Source organism: Pseudomonas gingeri (genome assembly GCF_013385425.1).
Classification (GTDB): domain Bacteria; phylum Pseudomonadota; class Gammaproteobacteria; order Pseudomonadales; family Pseudomonadaceae; genus Aquipseudomonas; species Aquipseudomonas gingeri_D.
This window is the reverse complement of record NZ_JACAQA010000003.1, coordinates 407,682-432,470: the sequence shown is the minus strand read 5'-3', so window position 1 is coordinate 432,470 and position 24,789 is coordinate 407,682. Positions and strand designations below refer to the sequence as shown.

Genomic DNA, 24,789 nt, shown 5'->3' with positions numbered 1-24,789 from the left:
TTGATCCTTTCACAGTGTTCTATCTCCACAACCTTTGAAAACTTCGGCCAGATGATCGATCCAGGCCCGCACCGCCGGAAGTACGCCGCGCCGATGGGGGTAGACGGCCTGCAACCAGCCGCCGGGCAAGGACCATTCCGGGAGTATCTGCACGAAAGTGCCGTTGGCCAGCTCCTGCTCACAATACAGCATCGGTAGGACGGTAAAGCCCAGGCCGGCAAGGGCACAGGCCTTGCGCACGACAAAGTCGTCGACTCCGAGTCGGGCCTCGAGGGTCAGTTCGCGTTTTTCACCCTCGGCGTTGATCAGGCTCAGGTGCACCAGCCGATCAGCCTCCAGGGCGCCCAATACGGGTGCATTCCTGAGATCGTCCAACTGGTTGATGGGGTGTTGCTCGAGAAAGGCCGGTGTCGCCAGGATAAAGGTTTGCGCCTGACGCAGGCGGCGGGTCACCAGCAACGGGTCTTCGTCGCCTTGTTCGCGGACCCGCAGGGCGACATCGACGCCCTCGGTCACCAGGTCGACCCGCCGATTGACCATCAGCACTTCCAACTGAACCAGCGGGTGCGCGGTCAGGAAGCTGGAGATCACCCAGGGCATGAACTCCTGGGCCAGGCCCACCGGAGAGGAGACGCGCAAGCGTCCACGGGGTTCGCTGGACATGCTGGCCACTGCCTCGTCGGCCATCTCGGCCTCCAGCAGCATCGCCTGGCAATGGCGCAGGTAGCGCTCGCCGACCGCCGTGAGTTTCAGCTGGCGGGTGGTGCGTTGCAGCAAGCGCGCGCCGAGGCGTTCTTCCAGCTCGGCGATGCGTCGCGACAGGCGCGACTTGGGAATGCCCAGCAGACGCCCGGCCGCCGCGAAGCCGCCGGCTTCGACCACCTTGGCGAAGTAGTAGAGATCGTTGAGGTCCTGCATGGGCGTGGCTCGATTGTTCTATGGTTGGGACAAACTATCACATTCAAGCTGTCTAATCGGCTATTGGTTTCGCCTGTAGGATTATCTCAACTTGATCGCCCAGTGGCGATCCTCACTTGGAGATCCCGCATGAAACTCTTGCACATTGATTCCAGCATCCTGGGCGACAACTCCGCCTCCCGTCAGTTGAGCCGTCAGGTGGTCGACGCCTGGAAACTCGCCGAGCCTTCTGCCGTGGTGACCTACCGCGACCTGGCCAGCGACGCCATCAGTCACTTCTCCAGCCTGACCCTGGTCGCCGGCGGTACCGCTGCCGAACTGCGTGACGCCGCCCAGCGCCACGAAGTCGAACTCAGTGCTTCGACCATCGAAGAGTTCCTCGCCGCCGATGCCATCGTCATCGCGGCACCGATGTACAACTTCAGCATCCCGACCCAACTCAAGGCCTGGATCGACCGCATCACCGTCGCCGGCAAGACCTTCCGTTACACCGAAGCCGGTCCTGAAGGCCTGGCGGGTGGCAAGAAACTGGTGATCGTCTCCACTTCCGGCGGCCTGCATGTCGGCATGCCGACTGGCGTAGCCCATGAAGACTACCTGAACGTGCTGTTCGGTTTCCTCGGCATCACCGATATCGAATTCGTCCGCGCCCATGGCCTGGGCTACGGCGAAGAAGTTCGCGCCAAGGCCATCAGCACCGCCCAGGCGCGGATCAGCGAAGAGCTGTTCGCCACCGCGTAAAGCTTTGGTAAACACGCGAGCTTCTTTCGGGAACACCCATTAAACTCTGTGCTCTGATCATTATGAATGGTCAGCGTACGGAGTTTTTTGCGTCTGGCTGTTTGGGTTTGGCTCGGGTTATGCATCATCGATCAACCATAGGTGCTCTGAAAAACCTCGAAAATCAGTCAAAGCCCTCTCCAGAGCTTTAGCTTCAGGGAATTGAAGAGAATTGGTGTGCTAATTACGCAGCAAAGGTGGGCATCCCCATGATGCGTCTTTGTGCAGTGTTACTGATCTGTCTGTCCAGCAGCCTCCTGACGGTGCAGGCTGCGCCGCCTGCTCATTGGAGCGTCGGCTATCATCGCCTGACATTCCTCGATCCGCTGGATCTCAAGCCGATGTCGGCGATTGCCTTCTATCCTTCCAGTGATCGTGAGCACACGAGCCGGATCGGCAACTACACGATCCAGGCCGGCGAAGATGTCAAGGTTGCCATTGGCCGCTATCCACTGCTGATGTTGTCCCATGGCAACACCGGCACGCCCCTGGCCCTGCACGACCTGGCCACTTCCCTGGCGCGCAAGGGCTTTATCGTGGTCGCGGTGTTGCACCCGGGCGACAACTACAAGGATCAAAGCCGCCTGGGGACGCTGAGCAACCTCTATGGCCGGCCCATGCAGATTTCCGAAGCCATCACCGCCGCCCTCGGCGACTCGACCCTGTCACCGTTTATCGAAGCCGAGAATGTCGGCGTGATCGGTTATTCGGCGGGCGGCGAAACCGCGCTGATCCTGGCCGGCGCCCAGCCGAACCTGGAGCATCTGCGTCGTTATTGCCAGCAGCGTCCGGATGACAAGGATGCCTGCAACACCAAGGGCGAATTGATTGTCGACCGCGATGACCTGCAGCCGGTGGCCGATCCACGGGTGCATGCGTTGTTGCTGATGGCGCCGCTGAGCCTGATGTTCGGCCGCCATACCCTGGCCGGTGTCCATGTGCCGGTACTGATGTACAGCGGCGGTGACGACAAGCTGGTGTTTCCGGACAAGAATGCCGCCGCCCTGGCGCGCAAGCTGCCGGTGGCGCCGCAGTTCAAGCTGATCGCCGGGGCCGGGCATTTCGTCTTCATGGCGCCGTGCGGCCCCGAGCAACTGCAGGCCACGCCGGGACTCTGTACCGATGCCGAAGGGGTCAACCGCGAGGATATTCATCGCGACCTGATCCACGAAGCCGGGCGCTTCTTCAGCAATACCCTCAGTACGCCGAGCCATGGCGGGATGCAGACCGCCGATCAGTGAGTCAGTGGGCGGCCGCGCGACGTGCCAGTAGCACCGTGACCGACAGGCCGCCGACCGAGAGGAGTGCGGCCGTGAAGAAAATCCACGAATAGCCCAGGTTCGAGGCCACCGCGCCCATCACCGGACCGGCGATGGCCAGTGCCAGGTCGAAAAACACCGCATAGGCGCTCAGGCCTGCGCCGCGACTGCTGCTCGGCACCTGTTTGATCGCCTCCACACCCAGCGCCGGATACACCAGCGACAGGCCAAACCCCGCCAGGCCCGCGCCGGCCAGGGCGACGCCGGTGGAAGGCGCCAGCCAGAGCAGCACCAGGCCCAGGGTCTCGATACTCATGCAGGCGATGGCCGCCTTGAAACCGCCGAAGCGGTTGATGCAGCCGATAAAGAACAGCCGGGCGAGGATGAAGCAGGTGCCGAACACCGTCAGGCAATAGGCGGCACCGGTCCAGCCGCGGCTGAGATAGAAGAGGGTGACAAAGGTAGTCAGGGTGCCATAGCCGATGGAGGCCAGGGTCAGGCTGGCGCCATAGGGCGCGATACGCCCGAACACCGCCCAGAACGGCAGGCGCTCACCGCGAATCACCGGCACCGAAGGTTTGTTGCGAATCAGCAGCAGCGCCCCGAGGGCCAGGGCCGACAAGGCGATGCCGAGGCTGGCGAAGCCGTAATCCTCGACCATCAGCACCCCCAGTGGCGCGCCAATGGCGATGGCGCCGTAGGAGGCGATGCCGTTCCAGGAGATGACCCGGGCGGTCTGATCCGCGCCGACCTGGCCAATGCCCCAACTGATGGTGCCGACGCCGATCAGGCCCTGGGCGATTCCCAGCAGCAGGCGCGCGCCGATCAGAATCCCCAGGCTCAGCAGTGGCAGGTGCTGCAGCTGTGTCGACAGCCAGGTCAGCGCGCCGCTGAGCACAATGCCCGACAGGCCATGGATGATCGAACGTTTGGTGCCGATACCGTCGGCCATGCGCCCGGCCATGGGGCGGCTGAGCAGGGTCGCCAGGTATTGCGAACCGATGGTCAGGCCGGCGATCACCGCGCTGAACCCCAGTTGTCCGTGTACATAACCGGGCAACACCGCGATCGGCAGGCCGATGCAGAGGAAGGCGATAAAGGTGTAGAAGACGATGGAAACGATCTGCAGGGTGATCGTCAGGTTGCTGGTCGGTCTGGGTGGTTGCTGGGCGGACATGAAGGCTCGTTCGCGGGCGGGCGGTTAGAGGCGAACATGATGGCGGGATGGGAGGATAAAAGAAAGCAGGCTAACTAATTTCTTGTGTGCTCTATGGGAGCCGGCGTGCCGGCTCCCATAGTTTTTTAGAACACCACGCCCTGGCTGCGCAGGTAGTCGTCATAGGTGCCGCTGAAGTCGATCACGCCGCTTGGGCTCAGTTCGATGATGCGGGTGGCCAGGGATGAAACGAACTCACGGTCGTGGCTGACGAAGATCAGCGTGCCCGGGTAGTTCTCCAGCGCCAGGTTGAGGGACTCGATGGATTCCATGTCCAGGTGGTTGGTCGGTTCGTCCATGATCAGCACGTTCGGCTTTTGCAGGATCAGCTTGCCGAACAACATGCGGCCTTGCTCACCACCGGAGATGACCTTGACCGACTTGAGGATCTCGTCGTTGGAGAACAGCATGCGGCCGAGGGTACCGCGAACCACTTGTTCGCCTTCCTTGGTCCAGCGGCCCATCCAGTCGAACAGATTGGATTCGTCTTCGAAGTCCGAAGCGTGATCCTGGGCGTAGTAGCCCAGTTCGGCCGCTTCGGTCCACTTGACGGTACCGGCGTCCGGGGTCAGTTCGTTGACCAGGGTGCGCAGCAGGGTGGTCTTGCCGATCCCGTTCGGGCCGATGATCGCCACGCGCTCGCCGGCTTCAACCTGGAAGCTGAAGTCCTTGAACAGGGTCTTGCCATCAAAACCTTTGGCCATGCGCTCGACGATGACCGCCTGGCGGTGCAGCTTCTTGGTCTGTTCAAAGCGAATGAACGGGCTGACGCGGCTCGATGGCTTGACTTCGGCCAGCTGGATCTTGTCGATCGCCTTGGCGCGGGAAGTGGCCTGCTTGGCTTTCGAGGCGTTGGCCGAGAAGCGGCTGACGAAGGATTGCAGCTCGGAGATCTGTGCTTTCTTCTTGGCGTTGTCCGACAGCAACTGCTCGCGGGACTGGGTCGCCACGGTCATGTATTCGTCGTAGTTGCCCGGGAACAGGCGCAGCTCGCCGTAGTCCAGGTCCGCCATGTGGGTGCAAACGCTGTTCAGGAAGTGACGGTCGTGGGAGATGATGATCATCAGGCTGGAGCGCTGGGTCAGGATGTTTTCCAGCCAGCGGATGGTGTTGATGTCCAGGTGGTTGGTCGGCTCGTCGAGCAGCAACACTTCCGGATCGGAGAACAACGCCTGGGCCAGCAGCACCCGCAGTTTCCAGCCCGGGGAGACTTCGCTCATCGGGCCGTTGTGCTGCTCGATGCCGATACCCAGGCCCAGCAGCAATTCGCCGGCGCGGGATTCGGCGGTGTAGCCGTCCATCTCGGCGAAATCGGTTTCCAGCTCGGCCACGGTCATGCCGTCTTCTTCGGTCATTTCCGGCAGCGAGTAGATGCGGTCGCGCTCGGCCTTGACCTTCCACAGCTCTTCGTGACCCATGATCACGGTGTCGAGTACGCTGAATTCTTCGTAGGCGAACTGGTCCTGGCGCAGTTTACCCAGGCGCACGTTCGGTTCCAGCATGACCTGGCCGCCGGACGGGTCGAGGTCGCCGCCGAGGATTTTCATGAAGGTCGATTTGCCGCAGCCGTTGGCGCCGATCAGGCCGTAACGGTTACCGGCGCCGAATTTGACCGAGACGTTCTCGAAGAGCGGCTTGGCGCCGAACTGCATGGTGATATTTGCGGTGGAGATCAATTACTTTACCTATCAATAGCTTAGAGTGCGCTTATTTGGGCTGGGACCAATTTGGGACCAATCTGGAGCTTTTCCAATTCGCTCCAGTCCGAGCTTGAGTTGATCCAACGCGCATAAGTCGAGAGCAGCATCTGCACGCTATGGCCGAGCTGCTGGGAGATGAATGCGGGGTTCATGCCAGACATAATGCATATTGTCGCATAGGTATGACGACAGTTGTACGGCGGCTGCGGCGGATGTTAAGCGCCTTCAGGGTCGGCACCCACTGCCCGTGCAGGTCGGACGTCTGCTTCACGTACTCGGCGTTCTTCGAAGGCGGGAAGATGAAAGGGGTTTTCAGGATCTTTCCTTTCCCTCTTCTTCGACGATCTGCGTATTGCTTGGCAAACTCCAGTGCGTGCAGTGCTCTCTCGTTGAGCAGAACAAATCGATCACTGCCGGTTTTCGTGCGCTCCACCACCTCGCCCAGGGCGATCCCGCGACAAACGTGGGCGACCCTCTTCTCTACGTCTACCGCGTCCCACCTCAAGGCCAGGGCTTCGGCCCGATACGAAACTTAACCGTAACCCGCCGAACGTGGGTTTTTTATTGCCTGGAGAAAAGCCATGCCCATCAACCAGCAGCAGTTGCTGCAGATCCTCCCGAACGCCGGCGCCAAAGCCGGCGTTTTTGCACCCTTGCTCAACACTGCAATGCAGAAGTACCAGATTGTCGGCATGCTGCGCATCGCCGCGTTCATTGCCCAGGTTGGCCACGAGTCAGGCCAGTTGCGCTGGGTACGCGAGATCTGGGGGCCGACTCCGGCCCAGGCCGGCTACGAGGGCCGCAAAGACCTCGGTAATACCATGCCGGGCGATGGCTCAAAGTACCGCGGGCGCGGCCTGATCCAGATCACCGGGCGCGCCAACTACAAAGCGTGCGGTGATGCCCTGGGCCTGGACCTGGTCAATCAGCCGGAGCTGCTCGAGCAGCCGCAGTACGCGTGCATGTCTGCCGCCTGGTTCTGGGCGAGCAGGGGCCTGAACACCCTTGCCGACGCCGGAGACTTCACGAAGATCACGGGCAAGATCAACGGTGGCCAGAACGGTGCCACTGATCGACAGACCCTGTACGCGGTCGCCCTGAAGGTGCTGGCGTGAGCCCGGCCGCTTGGCGGGTGGCCTGCATCGGCCTGGGACTGATCCTGCTGATGGCTGCGGGGGCGGCCGGCGGTGCCTGGCTGGCCGCCCAGCACTACCGGCCGCTGCTCGACACCGCGAACAGCGACTTGGCCACGGCCAGGTCCGCCCGCGACAACCTGCTTGCACTGACTGGCGAGCAGAACGCCGCGCTGGCCACGATGGCCCGGGACGCGAAGGCGCGCGAGGAGGTCGCCGCGCTGGCAGCGGCCAAGGCCAGGGAGATGGCCCAGGGCGACTACACCGCGGCGAATCGCCTGTTGCAAGAGCGAACCGGCGGCGACCCGGCCCAGGCGGCCGCATCGATCATTGATCAGGAGTTGGGATTATGAGGGTGCTGCTGATGGGGTTGGTTGTGCTGCTGACGGGGTGCTCGGCCCGGGAGCCGGAGATTCGCACTTTACGGGTGGAGGTGCCGGTGCAGGTTCCCTGCCGTGCGCCCGTGGTGGTCGAGCCTGCGTTTGCAGCTGCCAGCCTTAAAAAGACTGACAGTCTGGAGCAGAAGGTGCGTGCGCTGCTGGCAGAGCGCCGGCAGCGGATGGGGTACGAGCGGGAGCTTGTGGCGAGCAATATGGCATGCCAGTGATCGGTCACTCGGGGGAATTGAGCACTGCCAGGCTCATGCTGATGAACTCGAGGTTATTGTCCAGCGGCCAGAGTGCGGCGCGGATGTTGTCGGCTACCTCGATTGAGCCACGTTGCTCGACCCAGTTGGACAATTTCTCGATCGCTGCTCCCAAGGCGAGCTGGTTCTCATTGAGCTTGGTGAGCAGGGCTGGCAGCAGGTCTGTATTTGGCATGGTTGGCCTCCGTAATGGAGTTAGCGTAGCTGTGGCGTGTTGGGGTTGTGTTCGTTCGGCAGGACGCCGAGGGAGTGGAGTCTGTTGTCACCGTGGCCAGCCTTAAAAGGCTGGCCCGCTGAAAAAAGGTCCGGGCAATGCTGGCGGAGATCTTGCGGCGGCCGGGCTATGAGAAGCAACTGGTGGCGGCCAACCCTGCGTGCCAGTAAGTTTCGCCACGACCTTCCCGTCAGGTTGTTATAAAGGGGAGCAAATTTTCAATGATCGGATGGGCTCGAGTTGCGAGCTCTTGCGTTTTCGTGATGATCTGATTGGTGACCGATAGAGTTTCGAGGACCTTCTTCGCCATTCTTTGTCCTTCTGGCGACGCTTCCTGAATTTCAGAAACATTTCTTACTATAGCGCCAACGGCTTGGTCGCTGAGTTCTTCAATCTTGTCGGGACCGCCGGCTAAATAGCTCAGTAGTCCAGCGTGAATGGCCTCGATGTGCTTGGTGAAAAGACGTTTAAGCTCGTCTGAAAGATCAGAGTCCAAGCACTCCTGGAGCAGTTTTGATAGCTTTTCGGTAAACGTGATAATTTTTTGTCTAATCTCAGCATCGGCGGCCGGATAGCAGTTTGACAAGAGATGGTTGCCGAATACCAGCCCTTGAAGGGTAACGCAGTTGAGATAATTTTTACAGTCTTGCCACTGACTGATAAAATCGCAGCTGGTCAGCATAACTTCGATACTGAACAATGGCGTCAAGTAGATTGTAATTTCACCCTTCGCGTTGTCTATAATTGCTTTTTTGCCTGCCTGGACCAGTTCGTATATATCGGAAATGCCCCTTGCAATTTTTAACGTGTCCACAATGTGGCAACCGAATATTGCAGCCCAAGCATCATTCGTCGTCATTGTGCCTTGGATCCGTGCGCCTTCCTCGGCGAACCGCAGAAGCTTTCCAACGGGGTTATTGCCTTCGCTCATCCACCACGCTGTCATTACGCTGTTATTCCTGAGACAAAAGGGCCCTATTGGGGGAGGAAAGGCACTTGCGATAAACGCTAAGCTCCTGACTTGTATGGATTATTTTTTGGGTAGATCGGATTTTGACCCCCAACGTGTGGATTTCAAGACCATCGCTCTACCAACTGAGCTAAATCCCCAATTACCGTGCAATACAGAGTAGGCAGATTCTAAACAAGGCAAAGTGCTACCGTCAAATAGCTTGTTTAATCATCTCAACCCCCAATTCCTGGTGGAAGAAGGGGCCATGGGAGATTTTCTCTACGAGAGTTGATCGGCGGGGAAACTACCCTCAAGAGTGTGGAGCAGGGCTGAATGATTGGTGGTGTTCGTTCGGCAGGACGCCGGGGGAGGGGGTTATGCATTATCGGCATGACCTAGAAATCACCCGCAGGTACCATTCGTGGAACCAGCGGGTGCATTTCCGAGCGTTATCCGTGATTACTCATGATGACTTCGACCAGCAAACATTGATCACGAGTAATCACTGGAATGCATTTTATACTGCATGGTGATATTTGCGGTGGAGATCAATTACTTTACCTATCAAGGGGTTATGCGCAGCTGATGGGGTGCTTGGGCCATTCCCTGGGCATTTCAGGAGCTTTTCCATCTCGCTCCGGTCACCGCTAGAGTTCAGCCAGCGCGCGTACGTAAAGAGCAGCATCCGACGCTGTGTCCGAGCTGCTGTGCAATTTAAAGGCGGGATTCATTCCAGACATTGGGCCTATTGTCGCATACGGATGACGACAGTTACATGGCTGTCGGCGAGTGTCTGTCTGTGAGGCCCAGCACAGAGCCATGTCTATACATATGTACGACTTGAGACATAACGCTTCTCAGCACAATACGTCCCCGTAATTGAAATCATGATTCTGGAGGCGGTACATGGGTGTTGGAGCGGCTACAACCAGGGACGGTGTGGATGGGAACGGGAGCAGCGGATCGAGGAAAAGACCCGGTTCGGCCCTCGGGAACGAGGGCGGACGCCCCAGGATCCAGGGGAATGAAGCCGGTACCTCGACACAAAGTAATGAGCCGAGCCCATTCGGGACCCGCCTCGCCCTCTGGGGGCAATCGAAGCGCTACAACGAAGCCAATGAAACCTTTGATAGCCAGATCATCCTGGAACTCGGCGAGGTCCCAGGGATTGCCGACGCCATACGCTCACTCGGACTGCAGCATCCCGACAAGCCCACGGTGTGGTTTCGACTGAATGGACAGGGCTATGCGCCGGTGCTTGGCGATCCCGCGCTCATGAACGGTCATGCCCGTATCCTGGTCCTCGGCGTAGCGGGTGCGGAAGGGGTCTTGAGCGGCTATACGCCGGCCCAGGTGGAAAGCCGGATCAGCGAGTTCCGTGGCTGGCTGCGTGATCGCTACCACTACGGTAGTTATGGCTTGAAAGGTTCTATTTACGAGGACTATCTGACCACTGCCTCGAACTGGAACACCCGGCATCCCGCTTATCCGGTGACCGGCATGGGCCGCGGCGGCAAACGTGATCCCGATTTCTGGCGCAAGGTGAAAGAGCGCCTGCGCGATAGCAGTGGAACACGCGCGGAAAAGGTCCGGGCGCTCAGCCAGATGGACCTCAGGATTGATCTGCGTGGCCTGCCTTTTTTCAGCATGCCGGGCAGTGTGGCGACCGAACTGGAGCAGGTGGATGGCGCGCTGATTGCCGATATCCTTCACCGCCAGTCAGAGGGTACCCCTGCACCTGTGGTCACCCGCGTGATAGAACCCATGGCCGGCTCGGGGGTTTATTCGAACTGGGCCAGGGCGCTGGGGTTCAAGGGCAAAATCATCGTCAACGATATCAATCCCTTGATCGCGGTGACCCAGAGCGAGGTGGTCAGCCATCCGCAGGGCGTCGTCAGGGGTGTCCAGGAGATCAAGTCTGATCTCCTGGCGATCAGCCGCCAGCATGGTTTTGATTTCGACGACAACCTCTCAATGAGTTTTGAGCGCCTTTTTCCGGATGACGTCCCTTTACCCAAAAAAGAGGCGGAACAAGCAAGACGGCGGGAAAAGCTCAAGGCGTTTGTCAGGCAGGATCGGGCGGACAATCTTCGTCAGGCGGTAAAGGATTATTTTGAAGACAGTCTGGCTGAATTGATCTCGCTGAAAGATGGCAAGGTGATTGTTGATGAGCCGGCGGTGCCGAAAATTGGTCAATTAACTGCCAGGACACGGGTCGCCGCGTTGTTTTATGTCGTGCAGAATGCGGCCAAGCATACTAGTGCGGTCACCATCAACCAAGTCTCCTCGGCCGAGTACAGGTTGCACTTGCCTCTGTCCTTGCTGACGGCGGAGGAACATTACCGGGTCAATTTTCTTCCTTTGATCACCAATGAAAGAAAGTTGTTTTTTATCAGTCGGCTCCACGGCGGGAATCTTGATACTACCGAGTTCCTGAACGGTGATGGTTGGGAATTGTTTGCCCGCGCCGATCTGGGGCCAGGTGATCTGATCCTGCTCAGTGGGCATTTCAGTAATAGCTATCTAAGCGTTGAAGAGTTTTATGAGAAAGTCGATCGTTATGTGACGCGAGCGGTTGAAAAGGGTGCGCAGGTCCTGATTATCAATGACTTCAGTGAGGCCAAGGAGCAGGGATTCAAACAGCGCGGTTACCAGGTTTCCCGGCATGCGCGATTGAGTAACAATAAAAGATCCTATCTGTTGGCGTTGCGCAATGTTGTGGCGACCTCCAGTACACCCGAAGCATTAAACAACCGTCTTCGCGATTTCGTGGTTGCGATGCATGATATCGAGAAACGGGTCGGTTTTATTCCCGGTGAAGTATTGGTCGGCTGGAGTGACGAGGATTATTACGACCCCGAGGCGGTGCAGAGGGCGAATGTCGAGCAGTGGTCGGCGTCAGCCTCTGACGACGAGAACAGAGAGCCTCTTTCGCAAGATGACAGCGTACTGAACCGGGACGAAGTCGGCGAGTGGGATCTGCCGGCGCTGGCGGTATCCAACGAAAGCGAGGGTACCAGCCGGTTCGACTACCAACTGATCGTTCAGCTTGAAGATAATCGGACGGTCAGGCAGGCGGCGATTGATCTGGCCGGTAAACACCCTTCGGATTCATTGCTGCTCCAGCTCGACGTCGCGGGCCAGTTGCGCTTCGCGCCAGGCCAGGATGCGCTGCTGGCGCGTATCGGCCAGTTGAACCGGCAGGGAAAAAACCACTGGCGTTTGCAGGCGGTGGGTCATGGTCGTGACGATGCCGCGGGGCAGCGGACCCTGGCGGGCTACTTGCCGTCCGAACTGGCGCAAGGCCTCAGGCAGTTACTGGACAATCCTTTGCTGTCCGGGCCGGTGCGGGGGCGGGCTGTCGCGCCGGAACATATCAGCCTGGTGGGATGTGCGCTGGTGGATAACGAGCCGACACAAACCAGCAGCTATATACAGGCGTTCGTACACGCCCTGGATCGGGAAAAACTCTCCGTACGTTCCGTCGCGGCCCATTCGGCGAAAATTATCGTCAACCCGCAGGGCGGCAAACGGGGCGTCACCCTCACGGACACCAAGATGGTCCTGCGTCGCAGCGGCGATGCCTGGATGGCGCTGGTCGCGCCAGGAAAAACCGGGTACGACGAGAGCCTGCTGCTGACGGAGACGCTGGATGAAAAACTGGCTCAGTTGGAGCTGAAGAAACAGCGGCTCGGCGTGGTGACGCGGGTGCAAGGCTTTCAGCAAGGCATGGAGCAATTGTACCGTGACAATAATCTGTCCGCGGGCGAATGGCTGCCGCTCTGGCACAGCCTGAAGCAGGAGGAAGCTGCCAAGGGCGGCGAGTACCGATTGGCGTTCGCGCAGATTGCGCATCCTGAGGAATCGACGCGGGTACTGCGTTTGACGGACCGCCGCGTGGTTGAATTCATGCAGGACTACAATCGGCAACTGACCCGGGTCGCGCAGGCTCAAGAGGGGACGGGCGAGCCCTTGACGGGCCAGGTCGACGCGACCGAAGGGGAGGCCGCCGATGGGCTCAATGCCCTGTTTATGGTCCAGACCCTGTTCGCCTGGTTTGGCCACAAGAGTCGCACCGAGGCGGCCGGCGGCGAGTTGACGGGGGTATTGGGCTGCTCGCTGCAAGTGCACGCTTGGCTCAATACGGCGCAGATCGTCCATGGCACGGTCATGGATGTGGCGAAAGTCGTGCACCTGTTTCGTTCGGCACTGGCGATCAGCAAGGGCCAGGCGTTTTTCAGTGAGGCTCAGTCCCTCAACGTGATGTCGTCGCTCTCCAGGCTCAATGCCGGCGTTGGCCTGTTCTTGAATCTGGGCAGCGTGGTACTGGACGTCATCGAGTTGTCCCAGGCGCAGAATGAAGCCCAGCGTGCGGTCTTCGCCACTCAATCGGCCTTTGATAGCGCCGGACTGGCCCTCGGCGTGTTCAGTCTTGGCGCTTCGATGGCGGCGAATGCCGGTATCGTCGGTGCCGCCAGCGCCTCGGGTTTTGCCGGCGCGCTGGCGGCACCCGTGGCGGGCCTGGGCATCGGCTTCACCGCCCTGGCCCAGGCCTTCAGTGCCGTGGCCGAGGAGGCCGCCCAGGTGGGTAGCTATTTTGCCGGTCTCGATAGCGCCTATCGCCAGGGCGGCTATCGGCGCGTGGAGCGCAAAAACAGCACCGATCATGGGGCGGATGTCCTGGCCCCCGGGCATGTCCTGATGGAGTCCATTCCGGGCGCGGTGATCAGCGCACTGGATCTGCGTCGCCAGCAACTGACCCTGGGCAGCCAATACCTTTACCGCAACGACCCCAGGGGCTCGACCGGCTCCGGCAGGAGCAACTACTTCCTCTGGTGGCCAGGCCGCGGAGCGAACCTGGACAAGAGCCAGGCGATCAATATTCGCGAAGGTATCGGTTATCGCCAGGCCGAGGTCAGCTTCGCCCCCGGCGATGCGATCCTGGTGCTACCCATGACCCCGAAGTCGTACCTCAATTACGAATACATGATCCTGCCGTTTGCCACCACTCGGCACGACTACGGTTTTGATGTTTTGCGCAGGCTCGAGGAAGACTATCGCTTCGACTTTGACTTCTACGCCTTCCCCGGCGAGCGGATTGTCCGGCGAATTATACCGGAGTACGTGGCGACGCCGGTCAGGGTGTTATTGGACGCCCAGGACCGTGACATCCTGGTGCCCGCGCTGCCGGATATCCTGCAGGGCAAGCTGTCCTATCAACTGGAGGGCGAGGGCGGCCATTACCGTCTCGGCCTGCTGGACGGCGTGTCGATTTCCCTGGGGGGCTCGGCGAACAGCCGTTGGACACTGGATGCCCGGCAACTGAAGGAGGCCACGATGCGCCTCGACGGCAATCAGTTGCAGGTGGGGAGCCTGGCGATAACCCTGGCGGAGAACTGTGGCGAGATTTCGTTGATCGACGCCAGTGGCGAGTTGTTTACCGTCGACCGGGAGAACCAGCAACTGAGTCTGTTGGAGGCCGATGGCAGTGTATTCGCGGATTGGCAGGCCCTGCATGCGCATCTCAAGCAGTTGACCAGCCATTCACCCCACAGCCAACCCTTCGTGACGGTTGATCATTATCGCCCGGCCGGGCAGGACACCGGCAGGGCGTTCTATCAGGTGAGCCAGGACCGTTTTATCTACACCGATTATCCGCAGGCCAGCGAGTTTCTCGGCCAGGCGCAGTTGGGCGGTATCGTCGAAGACAAGGCCTGGTTCTACCGGGACGCGGATGTCTGGCAGGTGGCAATCGCCACGGGACAGGTACTGGTCCAGTACCGGCCGCGGACCTTTGCCGGAACCATCACCCACAGCAGCCTGGTGCAGCGCGATGGTCAACTCCTGCTGGCGATTGAAGAGCTGTTGCCGGACTGCTCCGTCGAGCACATTTACCAGGTCGAAGAGGCCTCGCTGAAACTGCTGGCGATCCATCGGGTCGGGCAACTGTTCAACCCCGGCGAAAACAGTCTGGCCCTGCTATCCGCCGCTGGACACTGGCGTGATCCGCTAAAACGGATGACCGAGCGGCAAGTCAGCGCCATCTGCGCGCCAGTAGTGACCTGCGCCGCCAGCCTGGGGCAGACGACAGAGCGCGAGTGGCTGGTTTTCAACAGCGAGTACCAGCCGCCGCGTGTGGTGCGGGCAAATCTGGGCGCTGCCCTGCCGCGGGACCTTTCGCTGGTGGGGTCGACGGGGGGTGACAAGCCGGGTTTCTACTTCTACGACCCACATGCGCGGCGGGCTTACTTCCAGGCCGATGAAGGCATGAGCGGGACGCTGGCTACGGCGGTGGACCTCAGCGAGGTCAGTGCTGTCCGGGGCGGCGATCAGTCACCGTGGCTGGCCCTGACGACGGAGGGGTGCCTATGGCTGTTGGACCGTGGCGCTGCGCGGCTGGCGGGCGTGGTTGCCAGTTGGCTCGCCGGCCACCGGGAAGATCTGGCGACGGCGCTCGGACGGCTGGCCAGTACGGCGCCAGCACGACTCGACAACCTGGCGTTATGGGGGCTGGGAGGGCTTGCGGGAAAAACCACCGGCGCCTGGTATGACTGTGCCGCGCAACGGCTGGTGCAGGGCGGCGGCAATCTTGATGGACGGCAGGCCCTGACCTATCTGGGACTGACCGCCGATGACCACCATGCCTGGATTCTGGATGGCGAGAGCCAACAGCTCTATCGCCAGGCTCTGCTCCCGGCCAAGACCGGGTTGGCATTCGACGAGCAGTTGCTCCCGTCACCAGCGGCCCCCGATGCGATGGCCTGGCAGGCGCCGCAGCGGTGGATCAGGGGGCAGCGGCAAGGGACCCGGTTGCACCTGGAAAGCAGCGACGGGGTCATGGTCCTGCTGCCGGTTGCCGCCACCCTGACGGAGCGGGCGGTTCTGATTGCGCTGCGGATCAAGGCACATCAAGAGCTCGCGCAAGTCAGCGAGCGAATCGCGGCGTTGCGCCAGCATTACGATCTGCCGCCGGCCGTGCGATTGCTGACCGAGCCGGGCCAGGCCCCCGGCTGGTATCTGCCGGACAGCGCGGAGCTGCTCTGTGCCCAAGGTCCGCAGGCAGACCATCAGTTGACTTACCTGGGCAAGGCCGCAGGCCAGGCGGGCGGTTATATCCATGATGAAGACAGTGGGCAATTGTGGTGCCTGGACAATCTGCAGGCGACGCCGGTAGGGCGCTACAGTTTTGTCCATTTGTCCAAAGGCAACCTGATCCTGCAGCTCGATCACAGCAGTCCGGCGTACGGCGAGCCGTTGCCGGTCCTGGAGGAGGCCGAGTGCCTGATGGTTTCCGGCCACAGCCATGGCGTGCATCACTACCCACTGGGTCGTGGGTTGCTTAGCCATTATCGACAGATCGTCATTGACGCGCAGAGCCGTGATGCGGTTATCAGTGCCGATTCCGAGCGGCTGGTGTTGCAACACAGCGGCGAGGATCTGATGCTCTATGACAGTGACGTCCATACCAGCCTGCTGATCCCGGATATCGAGCAGGCGGCGCAACGCGGGACCAAATTGCAACTGGCGCCCCAGGCGCTGAGTGGCCTGCTGGCAGGGCTGGGCCGACAGTAAGGCGGCCGGCTGTGCCACGGCGGCACTGAATTCGAGGCGGTTGCGGGTATATTATGGGGCGAGGCGTTGTCCAACCCCCATAACGAACTCACCCTTGAAGAGAGGCGTCATGAACAGACTGGTCTTCGCTCCGATAGCCTTGCTGGTCGTCGGGCTTCTGGTCGTTGCCCTTCCTGCCGAAGGTACTCCCCAGGGCGCGCCGCGGTTGCTGGCGCAAAACCTGCCCAACAGCGACAACCCCTACAACAGCCCGATTCGCCGCGCCAATCCAAACAGTCGCCAGGGTTCGGTGCCCAGCGCACCGCCCTTGCGCGGTCCGAGTACGTTGCCGACGCCACGGCCTGCGACCATTGAAAACGGCGCGATCCAGAATGGCTATCCGCGCGATCAGTCGGCACCGATGGCGGTGCCAATCAGTCCCGGTACCCGCAGCGATCCGGATATGCAACGCTGAGTATCGCTCCCAGCTTATTGCTGCTCTCTTCGATAGACAATCACCGCCGCCCGCAGCTTGCTGCTGCCGAAGGCGCTCATCTTGTCGAACTCGGCATGACTGACCGGCAGATGCTGGCAGTCCAATGGCTGGCGATGCTGGCTGTGATCGACATCCGGGTCGTGCAGATAGACGAATTCTTCATCACAGTCGGTGACGATCACCCAATGCGGGGCCTTGGAGCGGGTCAGGCGATAGCTGCTGATCAGCACCAGCGGTTGTCCCGCTGCGGCCAGCAGGCGTGGCAGGTCCAGCGGGCCGCCGAACACCTGCTCGACATCGGTTGACGCCAGCTCGCTTTCAAAGCCCTCGTGGACCAGGCGCATGACGTCTTTTTTATGTTCGTTGCGCACACCGTTGAGCAGTAGCGGCCCCCTGATGCTCACTTGCAGGCGCACCGCGAAACCTCGGCGCCAGGCGGCCAATGCCAGGCCCTGGGGGCTGCAACCGCCGTGGCCGGAGGTCATGAACACCGTGGTCGCCTCGCGCCAGATCTGCACCTCTTCCCTACGCGAGGTACTGCGCCCGGGCTGCAACGCGCCCATGGCCATCAGCAGGCAGGCCGGTCCACAGGTGAACTCGGTGGTCTGGGCGTAGTAGGGGACCTGCAGGTCGCGGCTGTCGCGGTGTTCGAGAATACGTTTTTCCAGGCGCAGGGCGTCTGCGTGGTCCTCGTAGTAATCGCTGATCCGCCCGAAGCGGCGATAGCCGTTGCGTTCGTAAAGGGCGATGGCGGCGGCGTTGTCGCTGCGTACTTCCAGGCGCAGGTAGGCGCAGTCATGCTCCAGGGCGCAGGCTTCGCTACGTTGCAGCAGTGCCTTGCCCAGTCCGGTGCCGCGAGCGTGGGGAGCGATGGCGATGGAGTACAGGCGCGCCAGGGAGGTACCGCGATGAAACAGCACCAGGGCATAGCCGGCCAGTCGACCGTCCGCTTGCTGGGCGACCATCAGTTGCGCATGGGCACGGCTGACCATCCACTGGAAGCTGCGGGCGGTCAGCCGGTCGGTGGTGAAACAGTGCTCTTCCAGTTCCAGCAAGGCGGGCAAATCATCGGTCGTGGCAATGCGAAAGACAAGATCCATATAACCACCGTAAAAGTTGTGTAACGAAACGGGACTTTCAAAAAACTTCGTGCTTAATAGGAAGTGTCTTGTTTTCCATGGGGTCGGTTTTTATGTCAGCGGTACAAGGTCATTGGCGCGAAGTATCCGAGCAAACTGCACTGACAGCAATAACCACGACAAGTATTTTGTCAAGTTCAACAAGTCCCGGCAGTCAGTTGGTTATTATCGTGGAGCGCAAGGAAGACTGGGCCTCTTATTTTCCCAGCGAAGACATCGTCACGGCCCAGGAGTACCTTGAGCAGACCCGGGGCAATGAGCCTGGCAAGCGTGTCCAGGTGATCAACCTGTGCCGCAGCTACAAGTATCTGGGCCACGGCTATTACTGCTCGTTGCTGGCCGAGGCGAGAGGGCACAAGGTCATTCCGTCGGTGCGCACCATCAGCGAATTGACCCGCAAGGCGCTGTACGGCCTGGCCCTGGACGATCTCGACAAAACCCTCGATAAAGCCCTGGGCCATCAACTTTACCAAGGCACCGAAGGCTTTACCCTGACCTTGTATTTTGGCAGTACGGTGATTGAACCATTACAGGATCTGGCGCGTCAGTTATTTGAGGTTTTTCCCTGTCCGATATTGTTGGTCGAGTTTAAAAAGACCAACGCCTGGCATATCGAAGGGGTCAAGTCGGGCACCTTGCACAAGTTGCGCGAAGATCAGGAAGATCACTTTGCCCAGTCCCTGGACAGTTTCAGTCGCAAGATCTGGCGCGTGCCCCGTTCGCGGCGCCTGGCCCGTTATGACCTGGCGGTGTTGCATGATCCCCAGGAGGCGCTGCCGCCGTCCAATGCCAAGGCACTGGAGAACTTTATCCGGGTCGGCAAGGGCCTGGGCATCGATGTCGAACTGATCGAGAAAAAGGATTATTCGCGCATCGCCGAATACGACGCCCTGCTGATCCGCGAGACCACCAGCGTCGACAACCACACCTACCGCTTCGCCAAGAAAGCCGAAAGCGAAGGCCTGGTGGTGATGGATGATCCGACCTCGATCCTGCGTTGTACCAACAAGGTCTACCTGACCGACCTGCTCAAGAGCCACAAGCTGGGCATGCCCGCCACCGAGATTCTCTACAAGGAACGACCGGAAGATTTCGAACGGGTCGGCGATCGGCTGGGTTTCCCCCTGGTGCTGAAAATCCCCGACGGTTGTTTCTCCCGTGGCGTGATCAAGGTCGAAAGCCAGCAGGCGTTGCTGGAGGCCACCGCCGAGTTGTTCGAACACTCGGTCCTGCTGCTGGCCCAGGAGTTCTTCTACACCGAATACGACTGGCGCATCGGTGTCCTCAATCGCAAGCCGATCTTCGCCTGCCAGTACTTCATGTCCAAGGGCCATTGGCAGATCTACAACCACAAGGCCAAGGGCCAGGACATCAACGGCGAATGCCGCACCCTGGCGGTTCACGAAGCACCGCGGGCGGTGGTGGAGCTGGCGGTCAAGACCGCCAACCTGATCGGCGACGGGCTCTACGGTGTCGACCTCAAGCAGTCCGGCGACAAGGTGGTGGTGATCGAGGTCAACGACAACCCGAACATGGACGCCGGTATCGAGGACGCCTATCTGCAGGATGACCTGTACGGCCTGGTGCTCGAGGAGTTCGTCCGGCGCCTGGAGCTCAAGCGCCGTGGCCAGGCCTGGTAATCGATGCATCCGGGCATTGACTTGGCCGTGGTGCCCGGATAACGTCGACACATGACTTCCGTACAGCGCTTTTCTCAGCCAAGCATTATTACCGCCATTCCTTATCTGGCGGGCTGACCTGTATCTGTTACCCAAACCCGCCTCCGAGGCGGGTTTTTTGTTTCTGTCTCCGAGGCCAAACGATCACCCGGAGACCGCCATGCCCAGCACCACTACCCTCAGCCAGGAACCTGCCACCCATAGCCATTTGCTTGGCGACTATGTGCGCAAGATCCTTGCCGCGCCGGTCTACGACCTGGCGATTCGTACCCCGTTGCAAGTGGCCCCGGCGTTATCCCTGGCCCTGGGCAATCAGATCCTGCTCAAGCGCGAGGACCTGCAGCCGACGTTCTCCTTCAAGATCCGTGGGGCCTACAACAAGCTGGTCCAGCTCAGCGAGGTCCAGCGGCGCTGCGGCGTGGTCACGGCCTCGGCGGGCAACCACGCCCAGGGCGTGGCCCTGGCGGCGCGAACCCTGGGGATCCAGGCGACCATCGTCATGCCCACCCGCACACCGGAACTGAAAGTGCAGGGCGTGCGCAGTCGTGAAGCCACGGCCGTGCTGCACGGGGAGAGCTTTCCGTTTGCCCTGGCCCATGCCCTGCAACTGGCCGGGGAGCGTGGCTACACCTTTGTCTCGCCATTCGATGACCCGGATGTGATCGCCGGGCAGGGTACCGTGGCCATGGAGTTGCTCAACCAGCATCCCGGGCCGCTGGATGCGATCTTCGTTCCGGTCGGCGGCGGCGGGTTGATCGCCGGCATCGCCGCCTACGTCAAATACCTGCGGCCGGAGGTGCGCATCATCGGCGTGGAGTCGGAGCACTCCAATTGCCTGCAGGCGGCGCTAAGGGCGGGGGAGCGGGTGGTGTTGCCCAAGGTCGGGACTTTTGCCGACGGCGTGGCCGTGGCGCAGATCGGGGCGTATGGTTTTGAAATCTGTCGTGAGTATGTCGATGAGGTCATCACCGTCAGCGACGACCAGCTGTGCAGCGCGATCAAGGATATCTATGACGATACCCGCTCCATCACCGAACCTTCCGGTGCGCTGGCGGTGGCGGGCATCAAGCAGTACGTGGCGGCCCATGGGCTGCGCGGCCAGACCCTGGTGGCGGTCAACTCGGGGGCCAATATCAACTTCGACAGTTTGCGCCACGTTGCCGAACGCGCAGCCCTGGGCGGGGCTGCGTGAGCCAGAACGGTTTATTCGGGGCTGGCGGGCTTGATCAGCTTGGACGGTGTCCAGATCCGATAACGGATCTCGAGGTCATCGGGCGCGTAGATCACCAGGGGCAGCTTGCTGTTGTAACGCAGCATGTAGCCTTCGCCGATCACCGGGACGAAGTCTTTTTTCGTCTTGCTGCCGGGCGGGCAGGCCATCAGGGTGGACATCGGCCCGGTGACTTTCTCCAGGCGGTAATAGGAGTAACTCCAGCCCTCGAGGTTTTTCTCGTCCAGGTTGCCGCCCAGGCGCTTAGTGTTGCAATCGACGGGCATGACCTTGCCGGCGATGATCTCGACCCGATGGTCGGAGTCCTTGGTCATCTTCGGCACGCGAATGACCGAGCGGGTGAATCCGTCTTCGGCCTTGGGGAAGGGGGCCAGGTCGGCTTTGTCGGCGGCGAACACGCCGGTGGTGGTTAGCGCCAGCAGGAAGGTTGCGGCGATAGTCGTCGAATTCATGAGCTCTCGTTGCCCTGTCATGAGGGGGTACTCCCTCGTTTGATGGATGCGGTGGCGGCACGGTGCCTAATGACACTGGCGCTGGATGCCGGTCCAGGCCAGGGGCGTTTGCCACGATACCGGCAAACGGCACGATCCTAGAAGGCATTTGATGCATTTTGCATGGACGCGCGGGTCTATTAGCGCCTTAACGCATTGATTTTTCCAACAAACAATAATTCATCTTGTTTCGGCACGCTGAGTGCTAGGTCATTGTGTCGGATTGTCGGACGAATAACCTTAACGAGCTGTGTGAAAAGGCCTAATCTGAATATCGGTGTCGTCCTCCATGGCTGGACCGGGCGCCCGCTTGAAACGCAGATGTGAATGGCTAACCCTGGCTGTTCTGCCAAAGACCTGGCCGTCTCACATAAAGGAGAGAGTCGCCATGCAAGTATTGTCCACGTTGGAGTTACGCAACATCATCGAGAGCAGTTTCCTGCCCACGCGCTGCCAATGCAGCCTGGGGGCGGACGAGTCGTTGACGGTCAGAGTCTTCGACCGAAAATCCGAACGGATCGACCTTATGGTCACCGGAATCCAGGCATCGAAGCTTGACAGCAGTCGGGCCATCTCCGACTTGATTGCCGGACTGCGCTATGACCTGAAAAATCATCAGGTCGCCGCCCTTGGCGAAATGAAAGCACGGGCGCGCTAACGCGCCGCATCATTTGCGCTGATCAAGAGACGCGCTTCCTCTCACGGGGGAGCGCGTTTCCCATGGAAAATCTTCGCGCCAACGGATAGAACCCTTAACGTCAGTGTCGAACTGCCAGTAAACTGCGCGTCTTCCCCCGTACCATCCATCTCCAGAGGTTTTGCATGACACTCAGTCCTTTTGCGGGCAAGCCGGCACCGGCACAGTTGCTGGTTGATATCCCGCGACTGGTATCGGCCTATTACACCGGTCAGCCCGATGCGGCGATCTCCACCCAGCGTGTGGCCTTCGGCACCTCCGGGCATCGTGGCACTTCGTTCGAGCTGAGTTTCAACGAGTGGCATGTCCTGGCCATCAGCCAGGCCATCTGCCTGTACCGCCAGGCCCAGGGGATCGACGGTCCGCTGTTTGTCGGCATCGACACCCATGCGTTGTCCACGCCGGCCGGCGCCAGCGCCCTGGAAGTGTTCGCCGCCAATGGCGTGGACACCATGATCGCCGCCGCCGACGAGTACACGCCGACGCCCGCGGTCTCTCACGCGATCATCTGCTACAACCGCGGTCGCACCTCGGGCCTGGCGGACGGCGTGGTCATCACCCCGTCCCATAACCCACCGGAAAGCGGCGGCTTCAAATACAACCCGCCCAATGGCGGCCCGGCCGATACCCATGTCACCAAGTGGATCGAGGCCAAGGCCAACGAACTGCTCGCCAACCGCCTGGCCGGTGTGAAGCGTGTGAGCTACGAGCAGGCGCTCAAGGCCAGCACCACCCATCGCCACGACTACCTCAACACCTATGTAGCCGATCTGATCAATGTCATCGATCTGGATGCCATCCGTTCCTCCGGCCTGCGCCTGGGCGTGGACCCCCTGGGCGGGGCCGGCGTGCGCTACTGGTCGGCGATTGCCGAGCACTATCGACTGAATCTGGAAGTGGTCAACACCGAAGTCGACCCGACCTTCCGCTTCATGTGCGTGGACTGGGACGGCAAGATCCGCATGGACCCATCCTCCAGCCATGCGATGCAGGGCCTGATCGGTTTGAAAGAACGCTTCGACGTGGCCTTTGCCTGCGACCCTGACCATGACCGTCACGGCATCGTCACCCCGTCCGGCGGCCTGTTGGCGCCGAACAACTACCTGGCGGTGTCCATCGACTACCTGTTCCAGAACCGTCCGCAGTGGCGCGCGGATGCTGCGGTTGGCAAGACCGTGGTCAGCAGTGGCCTGATCGATCGGGTTGCGGCCCGCCTGGGCCGGCGCCTGTACGAAGTGCCGGTGGGCTTCAAGTGGTTCGCCGACGGCCTGTTCGACGGTTCCCTCGGCTTTGGTGGCGAGGAGAGTGCGGGGGCGTCGTTCCTGCGCAAGGACGGCAGCGTCTGGACCACCGACAAGGACGGCCTGATCCCGGCCTTGCTGGCGGCGGAAATGACCGCGCGCACCGGGCGTGATCCGAGCCAGATCTATCGCGGCCTGACCGATGAACTGGGCGAGCCGTTCTCCGTGCGGGTCGATGCCAAGGCCACCCCGGCGCAGAAGGCCCTGCTGAGCAAACTGGCACCTGAGCAGGTGACGTCCACGCAACTGGCGGGCGAGTCGATCCAGCGCATCCTCAGCCACGCGCCGGGCAACGACCAGGCCATTGGCGGGTTGAAGGTGATGACCGAGAACGGCTGGTTCGCCGCGCGTCCTTCGGGCACCGAGGACATCTACAAGATCTACGCCGAGAGCTTTATCGGTGACGATCACCTCAAGCGCCTGGTGGAAGAAGCCCAGGTGCTGGTGGATGGGGCGATTTCACCGAGCTGAACACGGTTTCTGTAGGAGCCGGCTTGCTGGCGATAGCGGTGGTGAATGCTACATCGCTATCGCTGGCAAGCCAGCTCACAGTTGATTGCGTTTGCAGCGTAAAAAAGGGGTGAACGACGATTGTCGTTCACCCCTTTTTGGTTTTGCCGATCAGCGAATCAGGCCAGGTCCACCAGGATGATTTCGCTGTCCTGCACGGCGGTCACCCGCAGCACCTGCTCATCCGCCACCGCCACCCCGTCGCGTGCTTCGGCACGCAGGCCATTGACTTCGATCACCCCCGTGGCAGGCACCAGGTAGGCGCGACGACCGCTGTCCAGATGATACTCGGCGCTTTCCCCGGCCTTCAGATTGGCCGCCACCAGGCGGGCATCGGCGCGAATCCGCAGGCTCTGGTCGTCGCCGCTCTTGCCGCTGGCCAGGGTAACGAAACCTTCGCCACGTTCCCCCTTGGGAAACGGCTTGGCGCCCCAGGACGGGGCCGAGCCGGCCTCGTTGGGAATCACCCAGATCTGGAAGATCTTGGTCGGCGTCGATTCCAGGTTGTACTCGCTGTGGGCGATCCCGGTCCCGGCACTCATGACCTGGACATCACCGGCTTCGGTACGGCCCTTGTTGCCCAGGTTGTCTTCGTGGCTGATGGCGCCTTCACGGACATAGGTGATGATTTCCATGTCCCGGTGCGGGTGTTTTGGAAAGCCGGTGCCGGGTGCGATCACGTCGTCGTTCCAGACCCGCAGGTTGCCCCAGTTCATGCGTTGCGGATCATGGTATTCGGCGAACGAAAAATGGTGGTGCGCATCCAGCCAGCCATGATGAGCGCCGCCCAGGGTCTTGAAGGGTCGAAGTTGCAGCATGAGTCTTCTCCTGTTCAGGTTCGTCATGGGCCGGCAGGAGCCGGGGCAGGACGGTAAC

19 protein-coding genes and 2 pseudogenes are annotated in these 24,789 nt (G+C 60.7%); 11 read left to right on the top strand and 10 right to left on the bottom strand.

Going from position 1 to position 24,789, the window contains the following annotated elements; all coding sequences use genetic code 11:
- Window positions 1-9: 9 nt before the first annotated feature.
- Entirely contained in the window at window positions 10-918 is a 909-nt protein-coding gene (locus HX830_RS04585; RefSeq protein ID WP_103494242.1) for a LysR substrate-binding domain-containing protein, read from the bottom strand.
- A gap of 129 nt (window positions 919-1,047) precedes the next feature.
- Here HX830_RS04585 and HX830_RS04580 point away from each other — a divergent pair, with 129 nt between their 5' ends.
- Both HX830_RS04580 and HX830_RS04575 read left to right on the top strand, forming a co-directional pair.
- The gene (locus HX830_RS04580; RefSeq protein WP_177099105.1) at window positions 1,048-1,659 is read left to right on the top strand and encodes an FMN-dependent NADH-azoreductase; all 612 of its coding nucleotides are present in this window, start codon (window positions 1,048-1,050) and stop codon (window positions 1,657-1,659) included.
- Between the two features lie 248 nt (window positions 1,660-1,907).
- Window positions 1,908-2,939 carry an alpha/beta hydrolase family protein gene (locus HX830_RS04575; RefSeq protein WP_177099104.1) on the top strand — a complete coding sequence of 344 codons (1,032 nt, stop codon included), beginning with the start codon at window positions 1,908-1,910 and terminating at the stop codon, window positions 2,937-2,939.
- Window position 2,940: 1 nt separating this feature from the next.
- Here HX830_RS04575 and HX830_RS04570 read toward each other — a convergent pair whose 3' ends face one another.
- The 3 genes and pseudogenes from HX830_RS04570 to HX830_RS04560 form a co-directional block, all read right to left on the bottom strand.
- Window positions 2,941-4,134 carry an MFS transporter gene (locus tag HX830_RS04570; RefSeq protein ID WP_177099103.1) on the bottom strand — a complete coding sequence of 398 codons (1,194 nt, stop codon included), beginning with the start codon at window positions 4,132-4,134 and terminating at the stop codon, window positions 2,941-2,943.
- A gap of 125 nt (window positions 4,135-4,259) precedes the next feature.
- Complete coding sequence (locus HX830_RS04565) at window positions 4,260-5,849, bottom strand: ABC-F family ATPase (protein WP_103494246.1); 1,590 nt, start codon at window positions 5,847-5,849, stop codon at window positions 4,260-4,262.
- A gap of 20 nt (window positions 5,850-5,869) precedes the next feature.
- Window positions 5,870-6,393 (bottom strand): annotated as a pseudogene (locus HX830_RS04560) (tyrosine-type recombinase/integrase); the annotation flags it as partial.
- 61 nt (window positions 6,394-6,454) lie between these two features.
- Here HX830_RS04560 and HX830_RS04555 point away from each other — a divergent pair.
- Genes HX830_RS04555 through HX830_RS04545 form a run of 3 tightly spaced genes read left to right on the top strand, consistent with a single transcriptional unit; the run spans window position 6,455 to window position 7,613 of the window.
- Window positions 6,455-6,988: a glycoside hydrolase family 19 protein gene (locus HX830_RS04555; protein ID WP_177099102.1), complete on the top strand. Its 534-nt coding sequence runs from the start codon at window positions 6,455-6,457 to the stop codon at window positions 6,986-6,988.
- Window positions 6,985-7,359, top strand: coding sequence for a hypothetical protein (locus HX830_RS04550; protein WP_371317469.1), 375 nt, complete (start codon window positions 6,985-6,987; stop codon window positions 7,357-7,359). The genes HX830_RS04555 and HX830_RS04550 overlap by 4 nt, the downstream gene beginning before the upstream one ends.
- Window positions 7,356-7,613 (top strand): hypothetical protein, encoded by a 258-nt coding sequence (locus HX830_RS04545; protein WP_177099101.1) that lies wholly within the window; start codon window positions 7,356-7,358, stop codon window positions 7,611-7,613. Before HX830_RS04550 ends, HX830_RS04545 begins: the two co-directional genes overlap by 4 nt.
- 4 nt (window positions 7,614-7,617) lie before the next feature.
- On the opposite strand, the gene HX830_RS04540 is transcribed toward HX830_RS04545, so the two are convergent.
- The 3 genes and pseudogenes from HX830_RS04540 to HX830_RS32030 form a co-directional block, all read right to left on the bottom strand.
- Window positions 7,618-7,827 (bottom strand): hypothetical protein, encoded by a 210-nt coding sequence (locus tag HX830_RS04540; protein WP_177099100.1) that lies wholly within the window; start codon window positions 7,825-7,827, stop codon window positions 7,618-7,620.
- Between the two features lie 229 nt (window positions 7,828-8,056).
- Complete coding sequence (locus HX830_RS04535; RefSeq protein ID WP_177099099.1) at window positions 8,057-8,812, bottom strand: hypothetical protein; 756 nt, start codon at window positions 8,810-8,812, stop codon at window positions 8,057-8,059.
- A gap of 523 nt (window positions 8,813-9,335) precedes the next feature.
- Window positions 9,336-9,606 (bottom strand): annotated as a pseudogene (locus tag HX830_RS32030) (hypothetical protein); the annotation flags it as partial.
- Window positions 9,607-10,093: 487 nt separating this feature from the next.
- Between HX830_RS32030 and HX830_RS04530 the strand changes: the two are divergent.
- Both HX830_RS04530 and HX830_RS04525 read left to right on the top strand, forming a co-directional pair.
- The gene (locus HX830_RS04530; RefSeq protein WP_177099098.1) at window positions 10,094-16,390 is read left to right on the top strand and encodes a TcdA/TcdB pore-forming domain-containing protein; all 6,297 of its coding nucleotides are present in this window, start codon (window positions 10,094-10,096) and stop codon (window positions 16,388-16,390) included.
- Window positions 16,391-16,499: 109 nt separating this feature from the next.
- Window positions 16,500-16,844: a hypothetical protein gene (locus tag HX830_RS04525; RefSeq protein ID WP_177099097.1), complete on the top strand. Its 345-nt coding sequence runs from the start codon at window positions 16,500-16,502 to the stop codon at window positions 16,842-16,844.
- Window positions 16,845-16,858: 14 nt separating this feature from the next.
- On the opposite strand, the gene HX830_RS04520 is transcribed toward HX830_RS04525, so the two are convergent.
- On the bottom strand, window positions 16,859-17,965 hold the full coding sequence (locus tag HX830_RS04520; protein ID WP_103494249.1) for a GNAT family N-acetyltransferase/peptidase C39 family protein: 1,107 nt from the start codon (window positions 17,963-17,965) through the stop codon (window positions 16,859-16,861).
- 92 nt (window positions 17,966-18,057) lie between these two features.
- Here HX830_RS04520 and HX830_RS04515 point away from each other — a divergent pair, with 92 nt between their 5' ends.
- Together HX830_RS04515 and ilvA are read left to right on the top strand one after the other, a co-directional pair.
- Window positions 18,058-19,644, top strand: coding sequence for a RimK family protein (locus tag HX830_RS04515; protein ID WP_248745905.1), 1,587 nt, complete (start codon window positions 18,058-18,060; stop codon window positions 19,642-19,644).
- Window positions 19,645-19,843: 199 nt separating this feature from the next.
- Window positions 19,844-20,875, top strand: a complete 1,032-nt coding sequence (gene ilvA / locus HX830_RS04510) for a threonine ammonia-lyase, biosynthetic (RefSeq protein WP_177099095.1) — start codon at window positions 19,844-19,846, stop codon at window positions 20,873-20,875.
- Window positions 20,876-20,886: 11 nt separating this feature from the next.
- On the opposite strand, the gene eco is transcribed toward ilvA, so the two are convergent.
- A complete protein-coding gene (gene eco / locus HX830_RS04505) occupies window positions 20,887-21,366 on the bottom strand; it encodes a serine protease inhibitor ecotin (protein ID WP_103494252.1) in 480 nt (159 codons plus the stop codon).
- A gap of 427 nt (window positions 21,367-21,793) precedes the next feature.
- Between eco and HX830_RS04500 the strand changes: the two genes are divergently transcribed.
- Window positions 21,794-22,063 carry a DUF1652 domain-containing protein gene (locus HX830_RS04500; protein WP_103494253.1) on the top strand — a complete coding sequence of 90 codons (270 nt, stop codon included), beginning with the start codon at window positions 21,794-21,796 and terminating at the stop codon, window positions 22,061-22,063.
- 164 nt (window positions 22,064-22,227) lie between these two features.
- Entirely contained in the window at window positions 22,228-23,874 is a 1,647-nt protein-coding gene (gene pgm, locus HX830_RS04495; protein ID WP_177099094.1) for a phosphoglucomutase (alpha-D-glucose-1,6-bisphosphate-dependent), read from the top strand.
- Window positions 23,875-24,032: 158 nt separating this feature from the next.
- Here the strand turns inward: pgm and HX830_RS04490 are convergent, their stop codons facing one another.
- A complete protein-coding gene (locus HX830_RS04490) occupies window positions 24,033-24,731 on the bottom strand; it encodes a pirin family protein (protein WP_177099093.1) in 699 nt (232 codons plus the stop codon).
- Window positions 24,732-24,789 lie beyond the last annotated feature (58 nt).